This is a genomic window from Mesorhizobium sp. B2-4-12, from assembly GCF_006441575.1.
GTDB lineage: Bacteria > Pseudomonadota > Alphaproteobacteria > Rhizobiales > Rhizobiaceae > Mesorhizobium.
On record NZ_VFVC01000042.1, the window covers coordinates 13,734 to 29,290 of the forward strand.

At 61.2% G+C, this 15,557-nt stretch carries 20 protein-coding genes; 16 read left to right on the forward strand and 4 right to left on the reverse strand.

What is annotated here, in order from left to right:
- Positions 1-257: 257 nt before the first annotated feature.
- On the forward strand, positions 258-956 hold the full coding sequence (locus FJ934_RS21775; RefSeq protein ID WP_140495658.1) for a B12-binding domain-containing protein: 699 nt from the start codon (positions 258-260) through the stop codon (positions 954-956).
- A gap of 86 nt (positions 957-1,042) precedes the next feature.
- On the opposite strand, the gene FJ934_RS21780 is transcribed toward FJ934_RS21775, so the two are convergent.
- Positions 1,043-1,183: an entericidin A/B family lipoprotein gene (locus tag FJ934_RS21780; RefSeq protein WP_140612297.1), complete on the reverse strand. Its 141-nt coding sequence runs from the start codon at positions 1,181-1,183 to the stop codon at positions 1,043-1,045.
- 67 nt (positions 1,184-1,250) lie between these two features.
- On the opposite strand from FJ934_RS21780, the gene FJ934_RS21785 reads away from it, so the two are divergent.
- Positions 1,251-1,880: a DUF1638 domain-containing protein gene (locus FJ934_RS21785; RefSeq protein ID WP_140612299.1), complete on the forward strand. Its 630-nt coding sequence runs from the start codon at positions 1,251-1,253 to the stop codon at positions 1,878-1,880.
- Between the two features lie 3 nt (positions 1,881-1,883).
- Here FJ934_RS21785 and FJ934_RS21790 read toward each other — a convergent pair whose 3' ends face one another.
- Complete coding sequence (locus FJ934_RS21790; RefSeq protein WP_140612301.1) at positions 1,884-2,807, reverse strand: NAD(P)-dependent oxidoreductase; 924 nt, start codon at positions 2,805-2,807, stop codon at positions 1,884-1,886.
- A gap of 234 nt (positions 2,808-3,041) precedes the next feature.
- Between FJ934_RS21790 and FJ934_RS21795 the strand changes: the two genes are divergently transcribed.
- The 9 genes from FJ934_RS21795 (at position 3,042) to FJ934_RS21835 (ending at position 11,359) form a co-directional block, all read left to right on the forward strand.
- Positions 3,042-3,428, forward strand: a complete 387-nt coding sequence (locus FJ934_RS21795) for a hypothetical protein (protein WP_140612303.1) — start codon at positions 3,042-3,044, stop codon at positions 3,426-3,428.
- Positions 3,429-3,585: 157 nt separating this feature from the next.
- Complete coding sequence (locus FJ934_RS21800; RefSeq protein WP_140612305.1) at positions 3,586-4,359, forward strand: formyl transferase; 774 nt, start codon at positions 3,586-3,588, stop codon at positions 4,357-4,359.
- 202 nt (positions 4,360-4,561) lie between these two features.
- A complete protein-coding gene (locus FJ934_RS21805; RefSeq protein ID WP_137933169.1) occupies positions 4,562-4,864 on the forward strand; it encodes a virulence factor in 303 nt (100 codons plus the stop codon).
- Positions 4,857-5,480: a methylenetetrahydrofolate reductase C-terminal domain-containing protein gene (locus FJ934_RS21810; protein ID WP_140612307.1), complete on the forward strand. Its 624-nt coding sequence runs from the start codon at positions 4,857-4,859 to the stop codon at positions 5,478-5,480. The genes FJ934_RS21805 and FJ934_RS21810 overlap by 8 nt, the downstream gene beginning before the upstream one ends.
- On the forward strand, positions 5,477-6,568 hold the full coding sequence (locus FJ934_RS21815) for a methylenetetrahydrofolate reductase (protein WP_140612309.1): 1,092 nt from the start codon (positions 5,477-5,479) through the stop codon (positions 6,566-6,568). Before FJ934_RS21810 ends, FJ934_RS21815 begins: the two co-directional genes overlap by 4 nt.
- An 81-nt stretch (positions 6,569-6,649) precedes the next feature.
- Complete coding sequence (locus FJ934_RS21820; RefSeq protein WP_140612311.1) at positions 6,650-7,624, forward strand: methyltetrahydrofolate cobalamin methyltransferase; 975 nt, start codon at positions 6,650-6,652, stop codon at positions 7,622-7,624.
- Entirely contained in the window at positions 7,575-9,704 is a 2,130-nt protein-coding gene (locus FJ934_RS21825) for an ASKHA domain-containing protein (RefSeq protein ID WP_140612313.1), read from the forward strand. Before FJ934_RS21820 ends, FJ934_RS21825 begins: the two co-directional genes overlap by 50 nt.
- Positions 9,705-9,961: 257 nt before the next feature.
- Complete coding sequence (locus tag FJ934_RS21830) at positions 9,962-10,147, forward strand: hypothetical protein (protein WP_140612315.1); 186 nt, start codon at positions 9,962-9,964, stop codon at positions 10,145-10,147.
- 231 nt (positions 10,148-10,378) lie between these two features.
- Complete coding sequence (locus FJ934_RS21835) at positions 10,379-11,359, forward strand: alpha/beta hydrolase (RefSeq protein WP_140612317.1); 981 nt, start codon at positions 10,379-10,381, stop codon at positions 11,357-11,359.
- On the opposite strand, the gene FJ934_RS21840 is transcribed toward FJ934_RS21835, so the two are convergent.
- Both FJ934_RS21840 and FJ934_RS21845 read right to left on the reverse strand, forming a co-directional pair.
- Positions 11,278-11,616: a hypothetical protein gene (locus FJ934_RS21840; protein ID WP_140612319.1), complete on the reverse strand. Its 339-nt coding sequence runs from the start codon at positions 11,614-11,616 to the stop codon at positions 11,278-11,280. The two genes, FJ934_RS21835 and FJ934_RS21840, sit on opposite strands and share 82 nt — an antisense overlap.
- Before the next feature lie 11 nt (positions 11,617-11,627).
- Positions 11,628-12,527 (reverse strand): LysR substrate-binding domain-containing protein, encoded by a 900-nt coding sequence (locus FJ934_RS21845; RefSeq protein WP_006335555.1) that lies wholly within the window; start codon positions 12,525-12,527, stop codon positions 11,628-11,630.
- A 224-nt stretch (positions 12,528-12,751) separates the two neighbouring features.
- Here FJ934_RS21845 and FJ934_RS21850 point away from each other — a divergent pair, with 224 nt between their 5' ends.
- The 5 genes from FJ934_RS21850 to FJ934_RS21870 all read left to right on the forward strand — a co-directional run bounded on the left by FJ934_RS21850 (position 12,752) and on the right by FJ934_RS21870 (position 15,543).
- Positions 12,752-12,937, forward strand: a complete 186-nt coding sequence (locus FJ934_RS21850; protein WP_140612321.1) for a hypothetical protein — start codon at positions 12,752-12,754, stop codon at positions 12,935-12,937.
- Positions 12,938-13,296: 359 nt separating this feature from the next.
- Positions 13,297-13,431 (forward strand): hypothetical protein, encoded by a 135-nt coding sequence (locus FJ934_RS28710; RefSeq protein ID WP_081295128.1) that lies wholly within the window; start codon positions 13,297-13,299, stop codon positions 13,429-13,431.
- A gap of 268 nt (positions 13,432-13,699) precedes the next feature.
- Entirely contained in the window at positions 13,700-14,701 is a 1,002-nt protein-coding gene (locus FJ934_RS21860) for a GlxA family transcriptional regulator (protein ID WP_140612323.1), read from the forward strand.
- A 63-nt stretch (positions 14,702-14,764) separates the two neighbouring features.
- Entirely contained in the window at positions 14,765-15,055 is a 291-nt protein-coding gene (locus tag FJ934_RS21865) for a DUF1778 domain-containing protein (RefSeq protein WP_140612325.1), read from the forward strand.
- Complete coding sequence (locus FJ934_RS21870; protein WP_246671592.1) at positions 15,052-15,543, forward strand: GNAT family N-acetyltransferase; 492 nt, start codon at positions 15,052-15,054, stop codon at positions 15,541-15,543. Before FJ934_RS21865 ends, FJ934_RS21870 begins: the two co-directional genes overlap by 4 nt.
- The last annotated feature ends 14 nt before the right edge of the window (positions 15,544-15,557 follow it).

A 15,557-nucleotide genomic window follows, 5' to 3' on the forward strand; every position in this document is an offset into this window, starting at 1 on the left:
TCCGGCTGGTCCGTAACCGTTGCGGCCGCATGACGCGGCTTTCGCCGGATCGTAGCCATGCACCCTATTCGAAACGGCCCGTCCGCGCCAACGCCTGTCGCAAAATCGACAAGAAAACCAATAGATTTTCCAGTCGCTTTCCTTTTGCGGGAAGTCGCAAATCAGCTATGGATACACACCCGTTGCGGGTTAGGTATGGACGCTAATATTTTGTGCCTTGCGACACAGTCGCGATGCCGTAGGGAGCTGGGTTAAAAATGTCCGACGACGAGATCATCCTTTCTGAACTTTCCGACGACGAGCTGGTGCAGCAGATGCACGACGACCTCTATGACGGGTTGAAGGAAGAGATCGAGGAAGGCACGCGCATCCTGCTCGAGCGCGGCTGGGCGCCTTACAAGGTGCTGACCGAAGCGCTTGTCGAAGGCATGCGCATCGTCGGCGAGGATTTTCGCGACGGCATCCTGTTCGTTCCCGAGGTGCTTTTGTCCGCCAATGCGATGAAGGCCGGCATGTTCATCCTGCGCCCGCTGCTCGCCGCCACCGGCGCGCCCAAGCAGGGCAAGATGGTGATCGGCACCGTCAAGGGCGATATCCACGATATCGGCAAGAACCTCGTCGGCATGATGATGGAAGGCGCCGGCTTCGACGTCATCGATCTCGGCATCAACAACGCGGTCGAGAAGTATCTGGATGCAATCGAGCAGCATCAGCCCGACATCATCGGCATGTCGGCGCTGCTCACCACCACCATGCCCTATATGAAGGTCGTCATCGACACCATGAAGGAAAAGGGCATCCGCGACGACTATGTCGTGCTGGTTGGCGGCGCGCCGCTCAACGAGGAGTTCGGCAAGGCTGTCGGCGCCGACGCTTATTGCCGCGATGCGGCGGTGGCGGTCGAGACCGCCAAGGACTACATGAAGCGCAAGCACAACGTACGCGCTTCGGCTTGAGCCTGACGGCTCCGCAATGACCCCTAAAAAGCCGCGCCTTGCAGCGCGGCTTTTTTGTTCCCAAATGATTGGGAAGGCCGCGCGGATCAGGGTTTGGTGACGGTGTCCTTGACCGCCCTGGCCGTCGATTTGACGTCCTTGCCGACGCCGCGGACGGTGTTCGCGCAGGCCGTAAGGGCCAGGGCACAGGCAAGAACGGCAATAGGCGCTACGCGTAGCAGTTTCATGGACGGCGTCTCCCTCGATAGATAAATTAGCCCCGTGGCAACAAAGGCCGGCTCGACTGGTTCCATCATGGCCAAGACACAGAAAACCAAACCGAATCAAGCGGACAAGGTGCTTATCATCGCCTGCGGGATGATTGCCCGCGAGGTGTTGGCCGTCAAGGAACAGCTCGGGCTGCATCATCTCGAATTGACATGTCTGCCGGCGGAATTTCATTTCTATCCCGACCGCATCGCGCCGGCCATGGATAACGCGATCGAGAAGGCCAAGGCAGAGGGTTACGAGCACATCTTTGTCGGCTATGCCGATTGCGGCACCGGCGGCCTGCTTGATCGCGTCCTGGAGAAGCACGGCGTCGAGCGCATGGCCGGACCGCATTGCTTCGCCTTCTATCAAGGCATGGAGGCCTACGCGAAGGTCGCCGACGACGACATGATGTCCTTCTACATGACGGACTTCCTGTGCCGTCAGTTCGACGCCTTCTTCATGAAGCCGCTCGGCCTCGACAGGCACCCGGAGCTGATCAAGGACTATTTCGGCAACTACGAAAAGCTGATCTATCTCGCCCAGACGAACGACCCCGAACTCGACAGGGTCGCCGAGAAGGCCGCGGCCCTGCTTGGCCTCACCTATGAGCGGCGTGCGACCGGCTTCGGGGATCTGACGGCAGGACTAGCGAGTGCCGCGGCACACCCCTGACAATCAGGCTGCCCCCTCCTCCGCCCTTAGCGCCGCCAATACGTCGGCAAAGCTCGTCCTGCAGACGAAACCCAACCTGTCTCTTGCTCGCGACGCGTCATAGACCCGGTCGATAGAGGAAAACATCGTCCAGCGTTTTCGTGCGTAGAGCTCCGGAAAGTCCGGAAAATAGCGTGCGACGACCGATGGCGCATCCCGGATAAGCGCGTCGCAGTCGTTGGGCTGGAACGGCGTCGGCGCTGAGACGATGAAAGCATCGAAGCCGAGTTGTGGCGTCTTCTCCAACGCGGCGATATGTGCCGCCGCAGCGTCCTCCACCGTCAGCCGGCGAAACAGCAGCTCGTTCGCCTTGGTGTTGGCGTCCGACTGTTCGATCGCATGCGCCATGTCATCGGCCTCGGGAAAGAAGCGGGCCGTGCGCAGCACGACCGCCGGCAGGCCGTGCTGAAGATGGTAGAGGCGGCAGAGATGCTCGGCCGAGAGCTTGGTGACGCCATAGATGTTGCGCGGCTCGGGCGACATCGCCTCCGTCAGCCAGGCGGCCTTGCGCGCGCCGCCCTTGAAGCCGTCGCGTATCGCTTGCGAAATCATCAGCGACGTCGTCGAGGTGAAGACGAAGCGCTCGACGCCCTCTGCCACCGCCGCATCCAGCAGGTTGAGCGTGCCTTGCACATTGGCGGCGACGAAATCGCTGTTGGCGCTATTCTCGATGTTGGGCTTGTGCAGCGCGCCACTGTGGATGATCGCTTCGATCCGGTTGTCGCGGACAGTGCGTATAACAAGCTCACGATCCGCGATCGAGCCGACAATCTGGGTCTCCGTCGAGGGCACCGGATCGATCCCGATCACCTCATGACCAAGGCCGCGCAGCCGCGGCGCCAGCGCGCTGCCCAGCCAACCCGACGATCCCGTGAGCAAGATTCGCATTTCGTCGCGCCATGATTTTTGTCCCGCGACGCTATTAGGCACGGATGACAGGCTGCCGCGAATGGGTAAATTGTGCGCCAGCCCGAAAAGACGCTGTTCCAGTCAACCGCAACCACCATTGCCGAAGCTCTGGGAGATTTCTCGATTACTAATTAGCCATTTGCAAGACGGCAGAAAATTTCTTTACCATCCATATCGACTTGAACACTGGCATCAATCGCGGACGTGCTGACAATGGGTGTGCTCGACTGGATTACTTTGGGTAATGGCAAGGCGCGATTTGTTGGCCTGCAACTCGGCGCGGACGAAGAGCCTCATGAAGTACTGGCAGTAGAACTGGGAGAAGACGGCGTCTATTTCGGTGAATTTGCTGCTGTATACGAGCCTGATGGAAACCACTACGGCGTAGAAATTATTTCGTTTGGATACAACAGCAAACACAATATTGGGAACCATCACCCTGGGGCCAGGGCTGCATTCAGCGCTTCCGAGGTCGGGGCAATACGCGATCTGATTTTAGCATTGATCCTCTCGGCGGCTGACAAGCCATATCCATTGAAACGACGGGATTTATTTCGAGGGGGAATATCCTTCCACAACGGATGGATTGTCATGAAATAGCATCAGTTACGTCTAATTTTGGTTGCGGTTGCCACCGAGATATTATCGCGACTGATGATGCCCGGAGCCTGATCACCAAGGATTAACCCGGACGCCCTACCATCGCGTGCGCCAAGGCCGGAACCGGCCGCGTCTTGTCCAGCGGTGCATCGCGACCATGGAATCCCCGAAGTCGAACATCGTCGTCGTCACCGAAGGCGGGCCGCATATCTGGGCGGTCATCAACGCCATCGCCGACAGTTTGGGTCCCGTCAACGTCATCCTCGAAACGCCTGAATCCAAAAAGCAATTGCTGGTCAGGCGCGCCCGGCGCCAGGGTTGGGTCCCCGTCATCGGCCAGTTGGGCACGATGATGCTGACGCGCCTGGGAAAACGCTTCTTTGCCGGTCATGCCGACAGGATGATCGCCGAGCAGAAACTGCAGACCGAACCGAAACCGGGGCAGTCGATCATACACGTCCCCTCCGCCAACGCACCCGAATGCCTGGATGCCATGGCGAGGCTCCAGCCGGACGTCGTGTTTCTCGCCGGCTGCCGGATGCTGACGCGCGCCACGCTGTCGAAAATCGCTTGTCCCGTTATCAACTACCACGCCGGTATCACGCCCAAATACCGTGGCATGAACGGCGGCTACTGGGCGGTGGCATCAGGCGACGCGCAGAATTTTGGCACCACGGTGCTCCTGGTCGATGCCGGCGTCGACACCGGCGGTGCGTTGCGGCAGGCGCGCGGCAAACCCGAACGCGGCGACAACATCTCAAACTATGCCCTGCGGCAGGCCGCCTTTTCGCGCGACATCTGCGTGGCGGCGGTCCGCGATGTCCTGGCTGGAAGGCTCGCCACCATCGATCCGGGCTTGCCGTCACGGCAATGGTATCATCCGACCATCTGGTTCTATCTCTGGACGGGCCTCAGAACCGGAATCTGGTAGCTCTTCCTCGTCCGGACCAGCATGACGCGACGCAGCTTTCCGGCACGCCCAGCCCGCCGCCGACACACGCCGGAAACGAATAAACGCACCTTTCATTTTACGACATCCAAATGCGTCGCTTTTGAATGCGCGCGCGTCGTCCCATAACAAGCGGGCCAACGAGGCTTGCGGCAATGCTCCAAAGTTCGAGGAGCGAGAATTCATGGCCGATCTTATCGTCGTCTACTGGCGCGACATCCCTGCCCAGGTCATCGTCAAGAAGGGCCGGCAGAACGCCAAGCGCGAACTGCCGCTGCGCTTCACCGAGGCGATCGACATGTGCGCCATGCGCACCGGCGCCGGCGGCACCGACGACTATCTCGCCGAATGGCGCAAGGCCGATCCGGTCCCGGTCGGCGACGATCTCGAAGCCGAGGTCGAAAAGGCCTTTCACGAGCTTGATGCGAAATATGACCGCGAGCGGCTGGTCGCTCTGGTCAAGGCGGGTGGCAAAGAAAATGTCTGACACGACTCCTGTCAAAGATGGCCAAAGGGTTGTCCAGCCGGTTACCCAGGCCACATTGGTCAAGAAGGCAGCGCCGAAATCCGACTACAAGCCGGCCGACGTGTCGCCGCAGCGGCGCGTGCAGCGCTCCTTTGCGGTGAGATTGTGGTCTATTCGGCACTCGCGATTGCTCGAATGGTTCTATGCCCGCTTCGCCGATACCTTCCTGCTGCTGCATCCCTTGTGGAAAGGCATCGGCTATGGCCGCGTCGAAGCCCCGGTGAAGTTCGTCGAGAAGCGCGTCAAGGGCTTCATGTTCGACTGCCGCATGTGCGGCCAATGCATCCTGTCGTCGACCGGCATGTCGTGCCCGATGAACTGCCCCAAGCAATTGCGCAACGGCCCATGCGGCGGCGTCCGCGCCAATGGCAATTGCGAGGTCGAGCCCGATATGCCCTGCGTCTGGGTCAAGGCCTGGGAAGGTTCGCAGAACATGGTCAACAACGACAAGATCCTGACCGTGCAGAAGCCGGTCGATCAGTCGTTGCGCGAAACTTCGGCCTGGCTACGTGTCACCGCGCAGGCGGCGGCAGCCCGTGAAGCCGACGCCGCGCCAAAAACCGGAGCCGCCGCATGAGCGACCGTCAGCGCGACGAGAACCCGGACGGCATTCACCTGCCGCTCGATCCCCTGCCCGGCCACTCTTCACGCGGCCGCCTGGAGCGTGTGCTGCGGCGCGGCGAATTTGCGGTGACGACCGAACTCAATCCGCCGGACAGCGCCGATCCCGAGGACGTCTACAACAGGGCCAGGATCTTCGATGGCTGGGTCGACGCCATCAACGCCGTCGATGCCTCGGGCGCCAACTGCCACATGTCCTCGGTCGGCATCTGCGCGCTTCTGACCCGCATGGGCTATGCCCCGATCATGCAGATCGCCTGCCGCGACAAGAATCGCATCGCCATCCAGGGCGACGTGCTGGGCGGCGCCGCCATGGGTGTCGCCAACATGCTGTGCCTGACCGGCGACGGCGTGCAGGCTGGCGACCAGCCCGGGGCCAAGCCGGTGTTCGACCTCGATTCCATGTCGCTGCTCGAAACCGTCCGCATCATGCGCGACAACGGCAAGTTCCTGTCCGGCCGCAAGCTTACGACGCCGCCGCAGATCTTCCTCGGCGCGGCCGTCAACCCGTTCGCGCCGCCCTTCGACTTCCGCCCGATCCATCTCGGCAAGAAGATCGCCGCCGGCGCGCAGTTCGTGCAGACGCAGTATTGCTTCGACGTGCCGATGTTCAAGACGTTCATGCAGAAGGCGCGCGATCTCGGCCACACCGAGAAGGTGTTCATCCTGTGCGGCGTCGGCCCGCTCGCCTCGGCCAAGACGGCCAAATGGATCCGCTCCAATGTGCCGGGCATCCACATCCCGGATGCCGTCATCAAGCGGCTCGAGGGCGCCCAGGACCAGAAGAAGGAAGGCAAGCAGCTCTGCATCGACATCATCAACGAGGTGAAGGAAATATCAGGCGTCTCGGGTGTCCATGTGATGGCCTACCGCCAGGAGGAATATGTCGCCGAGATCGTCGATGAATCGGGCGTGCTCAAGGGCCGCCAGCCGTGGAAGCGTGAGATTCGTCGCGACGATCAGATGGTCGCCGACCGGCTCGACCGCATCTTGCATGAGGACATTACCGAAACCCAGGTGGACATGGTGAAGACCGCGCATTGATCCGCGCGGAGAGCGACCATTCGCTTGATCAAAATCAGATAACGATATAAAGAACTCTTTATATCACGACGGAGAGATTTCATGACCCGGACCATCGTTGCCTCGGCGACACGAGAAATCATCATCGGCTTCGACCAGCCCTTCTGCGTGATTGGCGAGCGCATCAATCCGACCGGCCGCAAAAAGCTCGCCGCCGAGATGGTGGCCGGCAATTTCGAGACCGTCATCAAGGACGCGCTGGAACAGGCAGCCTGCGGCGCCACCATGCTCGACGTCAATGCCGGCGTCACCGCCGTCGACCCGAACGCGACCGAGCCGGCACTGTTGGTGAAGACACTGGAGATCGTTCAGGGATTGGTTGACCTGCCGCTGTCGATCGACTCGTCGGTGACCGCCGCGATCGAGGCCGCGCTAAAGGTCGCCAAGGGCCGCCCGCTGGTCAACTCCGTCACCGGCGAGGAAGAGAAGCTCGAAGCCATCCTGCCGCTGGTCAAGAAGTACAATGTTCCGGTCGTCGCCATCTCCAATGACGAGACCGGCATTTCGATGGATCCGGACGTGCGCTTCGCCGTCGCCAAGAAGATCGTGCAGCGCTGCGCCGATTTCGGCATTCCGGCGCACGATGTCGTCGTCGATCCGCTGGTCATGCCGATCGGCGCGCTGGGCGATGCCGGCCGCCAGGTGTTTGCCTTGCTGCGCCGCCTGCGCGAAGAACTCAAGGTCAACACCACCTGCGGCCTGTCCAACATCTCCTTCGGCCTGCCGCACCGTCACGGCATCAACGCCGCCTTCATCCCGATGGTGATCGGCGCCGGCATGACCTCGGCGATCATGAACCCGGTGCGGCCGCAGGAAATGGAAGCCGTGCGCGGCGCCAATGTGCTCAACGGCACCGACGAGAACTGCACCAACTGGATCAGGACCTACAAGGACTACAAGCCGTCCGAAGGCGGCCAGGCCGTTGCCGCTCCGACCGCTGTCAACGCGCCGGGCGAAGGCGGCGGCAATGGCGGCCGCCGCCGTGGCGGCCGTGAAGCCCGCATGGCAAGGGGATAAGCGCGCAATCGTGAATTCACCTGCAAACATTACCGATCCGCTCGTGCTGTTCATGCCGTCCGGCAAGCGCGGGCGGTTTCCTGTCGGCACGCCGGTGCTCGATGCAGCGCGCCAGCTTGGCGTCTATGTCGAGAGCGTGTGCGGCGGACGCGCCACCTGTGGGCGGTGCCAGGTCGAGGTGCAGGAAGGCAATTTCGCCAAGCACAAGATCGTCTCCTCCAACGACCACATTTCGGCCAAGGGCCCCAAGGAAGAGCGCTATGAGCGCGTGCGCGGCCTGCCTGAACGGCGCCGCCTCTCCTGCTCGGCACAAATCCTCGGCGACCTCGTCATCGACGTGCCGCAGGATACCGTCATCAACGCGCAGACCATCCGCAAGGATGCCGACACCAGGGTGATCGCCCGCGATACGGCCATCCGCATGTGCTATGTCGAGATCGAAGAACCCGACATGCACAAGCCGCTCGGCGATCTCGACCGGCTCAAGATCGCGCTGATGAAGGACTGGGGTCTCAAGAACCTCGAATTCGACTTCTATTTGCTGCCGCAGGTGCAGGGCATATTGCGCAAGGGCAACTGGACCGCCACCGCCGCCATCCACAAGGATGCCGACAGCGACATAGCGCGTGTCATCGCCCTGTGGCCAGGCCTCAAGAACGAGGCCTATGGGCTCGCCTGCGACATCGGCTCGACCACCATCGCCATGCATCTGGTGTCGCTGCTATCGGGTCGCGTCGCCGCTTCGTCGGGCACGTCGAACCCGCAGATCCGCTTCGGCGAGGATCTGATGAGCCGCGTCTCCTATGTGATGATGAACCCGGACGGCCGCGAAGGCATGACGGTCGCGGTGCGCGAGGCGATCTCCAGCCTCGTCGACAAGGTCTGCGCGGAAGGCAACGTCCAGCGCAACGACATCCTGGATTCCGTCTTCGTCGGCAATCCGATCATGCATCATTTGTTCCTCGGCATCGATCCGACCGAACTCGGCGGCGCCCCCTTCGCGCTTGCCGTCTCGGGCGCCGTGCGCATCAAGGCATCCGACATCGGCCTCAAGCTCAACCAGGGCGCGCGGCTCTACATGCTGCCTTGTATCGCTGGCCATGTCGGTGCCGACGCGGCTGCCGTCACGCTGTCGGAAGGTCCGCATCGCCAGGACGAGATGATGCTGATCGTCGACGTCGGCACCAACGCCGAGATCGTGCTCGGCAACCGTGCGCGGGTCGTGGCGGCCTCTTCCCCGACCGGCCCGGCCTTCGAGGGCGCCGAAATCTCCGGCGGCCAGCGTGCGGCCCCCGGCGCCATCGAGCGCGTGCGCATCGATCCCGAAACGCTGGAGCCGAAATATCGCGTCATCGGCTCGGAACTGTGGTCCGACGAACCGGGCTTCCTCGACAGCGTGCAGGCGACCGGCGTCACCGGCATCTGCGGCTCCGGCATCATCGAGATCGTGGCGGAAATGTATCTCGCCGGTATCATTTCGGAAGATGGCGTCGTCGACGGCTCGCTCGCCGCGCGCTCGCCGCGTGTCGTCGCCAACGGCCGCACTTTCTCCTATGTGCTGAAGGAAGGCGAGCCGAAGATCACCATCACCCAGACCGACGTGCGCGCCATCCAGCTCGCCAAGGCGGCGCTCTATGCCGGCACCAAGCTGCTGATGGAAAAGCAGCACACCGAGCATGTCGACCGCATCCACTTCGCCGGCGCCTTCGGCTCGTTCATCGATCCGAAATACGCCATGGTGCTGGGCCTGATCCCCGATTGCGACCTGGACAAGGTCTCGGCCGTCGGCAACGCCGCCGGCGCCGGTGCGCGGATGGCGCTGCTCAATCGCGGCTATCGCCGTGAGATCGAGGAGACGGTGAGCCAGATCGAAAAGATCGAGACCGCGCTGGAACCAAAATTCCAGGAGCATTTCGTCTATGCCATGGCACTGCCGAACAAGGTCGATCCGTTCCCGAAACTGTCGGCGGCGGTGAAACTGCCGCCACGCAAGACGGTGAGCGAGGACGGTGTGGCAGGCGATGCCACCCCGCGCCGGCGCTCACGCGAAGGCCACGCGGCGCGGCGGGGCCGCGAGTAGTCATGCAAAGAAGAATGCCGCGTGTCATCTGACGCCGCATTTTTCTGACAATCCTGGCGCCGCCCCTCATCTGCCTGCCTCAATTACCTGGGCAAAATTCATTTGCATGCAAATGTTTCCGGATCGAGTCGATCCGGAAACCGAAACGCTGTTTTCGCGAAATCCATCCGATACATATTCAACGCATTTAGCGGACGTCGAAACGGCGGCCGGAGATCTCCACGACCACGGCCGCCTCAGTTCTCAAGGAGATAGAAATGTCGATGTTCGAAAACCTCAACCGCTTCGGTGTGACCATCAGGCAGGCCCATGCCAGGAACAAGGCGATCCGCGCGCTGAATGCCCTGCCGGCGCATGTCCAAAAGGACATCGGCTGGCCGGCCTCGCCGCCGAGCGACCCACAGGCGGCACTCGCTTCGCTGCTCCTGGGCACCACGCGCTGATGAATTTCGCCGACAAGTGCAAATTGCTCGTCAGGCGCCGGGGACCTCGCATACTCCCGGCGGTGACCAGCAACCGGCTGCGCGCCGCACTTTTGCCGTGCCGCTGACTGCGGCTCGGATCACACCGCCGTGTGGACACGGCGTAAATCTTGACATTTTTGGCCAACGCACGATCTTCGCAAGAGAGGGGGAATTCTCTTAGTCGGCTGCAGCCGAAGCTCGTGTATGCGCATGCCAAGTTTGAAAAGCCATTTCGTTTCCTTCGTGCTCAGGTACAGCCGCAAGAAGGCGTTTTCCAGCCCTGAAAACCTGCGGCGCTGGATTGCTGCCGCGCGCAAGACGGAGGATCATCGACCGCCAGCCTCGTTGCACCAGCGTTTCAACATAGAGGCGCACATGGTCGACGGATTCCCGGTCTACGAGATCGCCCCCAGGGCCGGCGAGCGCAAACGGATTCTCTACCTGCACGGCGGCGCCTATGTCTTTGAAATCACGCCCTACCATTGGCATTTGATTGCCGACATGGCCGACCGGCTGGGCTACGCCGTCACCGTGCCCATCTACCCCATCGCTCCCGAGCATGACTTCCACGCCATGTTCGGCATGGTCGGCGATGTCTATCGCCGCATGCTCGACGAAACGGAGCCGGACGACATTATCTTCATGGGCGATTCAGCCGGCGGCAACATGGCCGTGGTGCTGACCATGATGGCCGCCGAGGAACGATTGGCTCTGCCGTCGCGCCATGTGCTGATCTCGCCTGGTCTCGACATGTCGCTCGCCAATCCCGAAGTGTTCGAGGCCGAGGGCAAGGATCCCTGGCTCGGCATCGCCGGCGGCCTGGAGGCGATCCGGATGTACAGTGCCGGGATCGACCGCACTGACTGGCATATCAGCCCGCTCTACGGCGATCTCTCCGTGCTGCCGAAGACACTCCTTTTGACCGGTTCGCGCGACATGCTCAGTCCCGACAATTTGATCTTCGCCAAGAAGGCGCGAGCCGCGGGCGTCGAGGTCGATGTCATCTACGAGGAAGGCATGTTCCACGTCTGGCCATTGATCGACATGCCCGAATCGCGGCGGGCCCGCCAACGCATGGCCGCGTTTCTGAGCAGCGAAAAACCCGCGGATCAGGGCAAAAGCGAGGCGATCAGCTGGTCGGTCAAGGCTTCATCAAGCGATCCATTCAAGACCGGATTGGCGAGCATGTAGATCGCCTGCAATATTTCTTCATGATGTTCCGGCTGATACTCGATGTCTTCCCTGCATTCGATCAGGTCAGCCCATGCTTCCACATCGGCAGCGGTAAGAGCTCCCGCTCGGGCCCGTTGTAGGACGCTCACGATCTGATAAGCAGTCAGCATCACCACCGGGGTGTCGGACCAGCCCAGCACGCCGATTGTCTCAGCCAGATGATCAACCGGTTTTGCGAACCTGACGAGATCGCCGAGCACCGAAGCTCGGTTCATCGCGACACCTGTCAGAATTTTCCGGTTTCCCGGAACACTTCGAAGGTCGCGCGGATGTGGTCGGCGACGGCCTTGACCGGTGCGCTGGCGTCCGGTGCCACCACCATGGCCAGATTATAGGTGCCGATGTCGGGCATGCCGTCCTTCGGGCAGAGCTCGACCATATCGTTGCCAAGGAACGACTTCGGCAGCGGCGCTACGGCGAGATCGGACATGATGGCGGCACGCTGGCCGGCCGTATGGGCGCTCATATACGCTATGCGGTAGTTGCGGCCCTCGCGTCCCAGCGCATCGAGCGCACCGGCGCGCCAGGCGCAGCCTTCTTCCCACAGCGACACCGGCAGCGGTTCGCGCAGATGCGCGCAGCCACCCTTGGCGCCGGCCCACACGATCGGCTCGGTCAGGAGCACCTCGGCACCGAGCGCGCTGGTCTTGTAGGAGTTCGTCAGAAGCGTGATGTCGAGCGCGCGGTCGTCCATGCGCCGGCGCAGATTGCTGCTCTGGTCGATGGTGACGTCGACGGCGATCGAGGGATGCGATTGCGCGAAACGCTTCAGCACATGCGGCAGCACGCGCTCGCCATAATCATCCGGCGAGCCGAGCCGGACCACGCCGACAATGTCGGGAATGATGAACTTCGAGACCACCTCGCGGTTGATCGACAGCAACCGCCGGGCATAGCCGAGCAGCATTTCGCCATCCGTCGTCAGGGTCACCGAGCGGGCATCGCGGGCGAACACCGAGCGGCCAAGAATATCCTCCAGCTTCTTGATCTGCATCGACACCGCCGACGGCGTGCGAAAGACGGCATTGGCGGCAGTGGTGAAGCTGCCGGTCTCGGCAATCGCCACGAAAGTGCGCAAAACGTCAAGATCGAGCAGCGGCAGCGGATGATTGAGTGGGGCGTTCATGGCGATCGGCCTTCAATTTTTCTGATACAAAGCATCATTCCATTTCGTTTGATTGAACATCAGATCAGGAGCATAGTCAACTGCATCGATTGAGGATGCTGCCATAAGCAGCCATGAAACGACTCCGACACAGACCTGCAATCGATATGAAATGAAGCTGAAACAGACCTGACGTAACCAGCCGCTGCCTGGGCATCGCCGCCTGGCGCATAAGGAGAAATGAAATGTCTATCCTGTCCTCCCTCGGCCGCATCGCGACCGAATTCAGCGCGGCCCGCGCCCGCTACCAGACCGAACGCGCCATCCGCTCACTGCCGATCGAACTGCAGAAGGATATTGGCTGGCCTGAAGCTGCCGACGCCAAGACCGGCATGCGCAACGGCATCGGATCCTGGGCTGGAGCAAAGTAGATCGTGTGTACCCTGTGCTGAAGGCCTGCCGTGCATTCCGCCCGGCAGGCCTTCTCGTTTTATTGGACGTTTCTTGTCGTTTTATTTGTATTCAAACGAATTCAGGAGCCATGCCGCCGCTGCATGGCGCATATGAACAAGCCGCATAGCATCTCGTTTTCCGAACTAAGCCACTGTAAACAATCGCGAATTCTGGACACTCCCGCCCCGCCTTGTCGCATGTTGTCGCTTTTCATATCAAGCGCTTCGCTTTTGCGATTTAGTTTCAGCTCACACAAGCCTATATCACCGTCAGCAAACGAGCTGCCCCACTCCATCAAGCGAAGGCGACCCGTCTGAGCAACCGATTGGAGATGATCATGAAGCTTTTTTCCCGCCTCTTTGCACGCCGCGAAATGAACCTGACCACCGCTCTCGAGCGCCAGCGCCTCGCCAACACCATGCCTGGCCAGACCGGCGCCATGGCTGCGGCGCGCCTCGGCTTCGTCGCCTAAATTTTTTTGAGACAGCGCTCCCTGCTGCTGGCTTCACGACTGTAACGCCGCCTGGCTCAAGCCAAGGCGGCGTTTCTGTTGTGCCGCGTTGCGCCCGCGCTCGTCCCGGATCGCATCATGGGTTCCCGCCTGTGAATTGCCCATTTGCGACCCATGTCGCAAATTTAATCTTGTCCAAGCGGTGTAGCCAATTGACAAGCATGGGATTTCCTGATGTCGCTATGCTATTCGCGACATCCTGTTCGCGTCATGGCTGCGTGAGGTTCCCGTGAACGCCGTTAAGCATCCGATCAAGCGATCGTTTGTATTCTTCCTTATTCCCGATTTCACCATGATCGCTTTTGCGACCGCGCTCGATCCGTTGCGCTCCGCCAACCGCATGCTCGGCTACGAGGCCTATCGCTGGCGCCTCGCCAGCATCGACGGCAAGCCGGTGCGCGCTTCGAACGGTGTGGAATGCGCGGTCAACACCTCGCTGGAGGAGGAACGCAAGAAGATGGCGGGGCCGGATCGTCCCAACATGGCCATCGTCTGCAGCGGCATCAATGTCGAGCGCTACCAGAACAAATCAGCCTTCGCCTGGCTGCGCGAAGAGTATAATCGCGGCGTTGCCGTCGGCGGCCTGTGCACCGGCGCGCATATCCTGGCCTCCGCCGGCCTGCTGTCCAACAAGCGCTGCGCCATCCATTGGGAGAACCTGCCGGGATTTTCCGAGGCGTTTCCGAAGGCCAATGTCTTTGCCGACCTCTTCGAGATCGACCAGAACATCTATACCTGCGCCGGCGGCACCGCCGCGCTCGACATGATGCTGAAGCTGATCGGCGACGATTTCGACGAGAGCCTCGTCAACCGCGTCTGCGAGCAGGTGCTGACCGACCGCGTGCGCAGTCCGACCGACCGCCAGCGCCTGCCGCTGCGCGCGCGTCTTGGCGTACAGAACTCGAAAGTGCTGACCATCATCGAACTGATGGAGGCGAACCTCTCCGAGCCGCTGTCGCTGATCGAGATCGCCGATCATGTCGACCTGTCGCGCCGCCAGATCGAGCGCCTTTTCCGCACTGAGATGGGACGCTCGCCTGCCCGCTACTATCTGGAAATCCGGCTCGACCGCGCCAGGCATCTCTTGATCCAGTCCTCGATGCCGGTGGTCGAGGTGGCGGTCGCCTGCGGCTTCGTCTCGGCCTCGCATTTCTCCAAATGCTACCGCGAGCTCTATGCCCGTTCGCCGCAGCAGGAGCGCGTCGACCGCAAGCAACTGCTGGCGGCCTGATCCGAAATAAATGTCATGACATTGTCTGGCGACACGTGATAAACCTCTACCAAGAGGTATTACATGACAGCAAGAGCGACCCGATCCGAAAAGCTGGACTTGCGGCTTACGCCCGAGGCAAAACATAAACTCGCAACAGCCGCGGCTGCAGAACGCCGCTCTCTGAGCGATTTTGTCCTTGAAAGCGCGCTTGGCCGTGCCGAGGAAACACTGGCCGACCGACGTAGCTTCCATCTCGACGCGGAAAAATGGGCCGCGTTCATGGCTGCGCTGGATGCGCCGACGCGCGACCTGCCACGCCTCAAGCGCCTCTTAAGCGAACCCAGCATCTTTTCGGGTCGCGATCCGGCGTGAGCGAGTTCCATATCGAGAAACTGACCCGCAAACATGGTGTGGACACGTTTGATTGCGGTGAAGAACCGCTCAATCGCTTTCTCGTTCGTTATGCTCTTCAAAACCAGCAAGCCAACGCCTCCCAGACCTATATCGGCCTCTCAGACGACGTCGTGATCGGCTTTTATACGCTGGTCGTTGCCGAGGTCGGTTACGACGGGGCGCCCGAGCGACTAACGAAAGGTCTTGCACGCCATCCCGTGCCTGTGATGCTGCTGGCGCGTCTCGCCGTCGGTTTGGATTGGCAAGGCAAAGGCATTGGCGGCGGATTGTTGCGCGATGCAATACTGCGCAGTTTGCAGGCGGCCGATATCGCAGGTATCCGCGCAGTGGTCGTGCACGCAAAAGACGACAATGCGCGCGCTCTCTACGGGCGCTACGGATTTATCCAATCGCCGACTGACTCATTGCACCTTTATATGCTCATCAAAGATCTGCGGAATCTTTGAGTGTAGCGAGACGG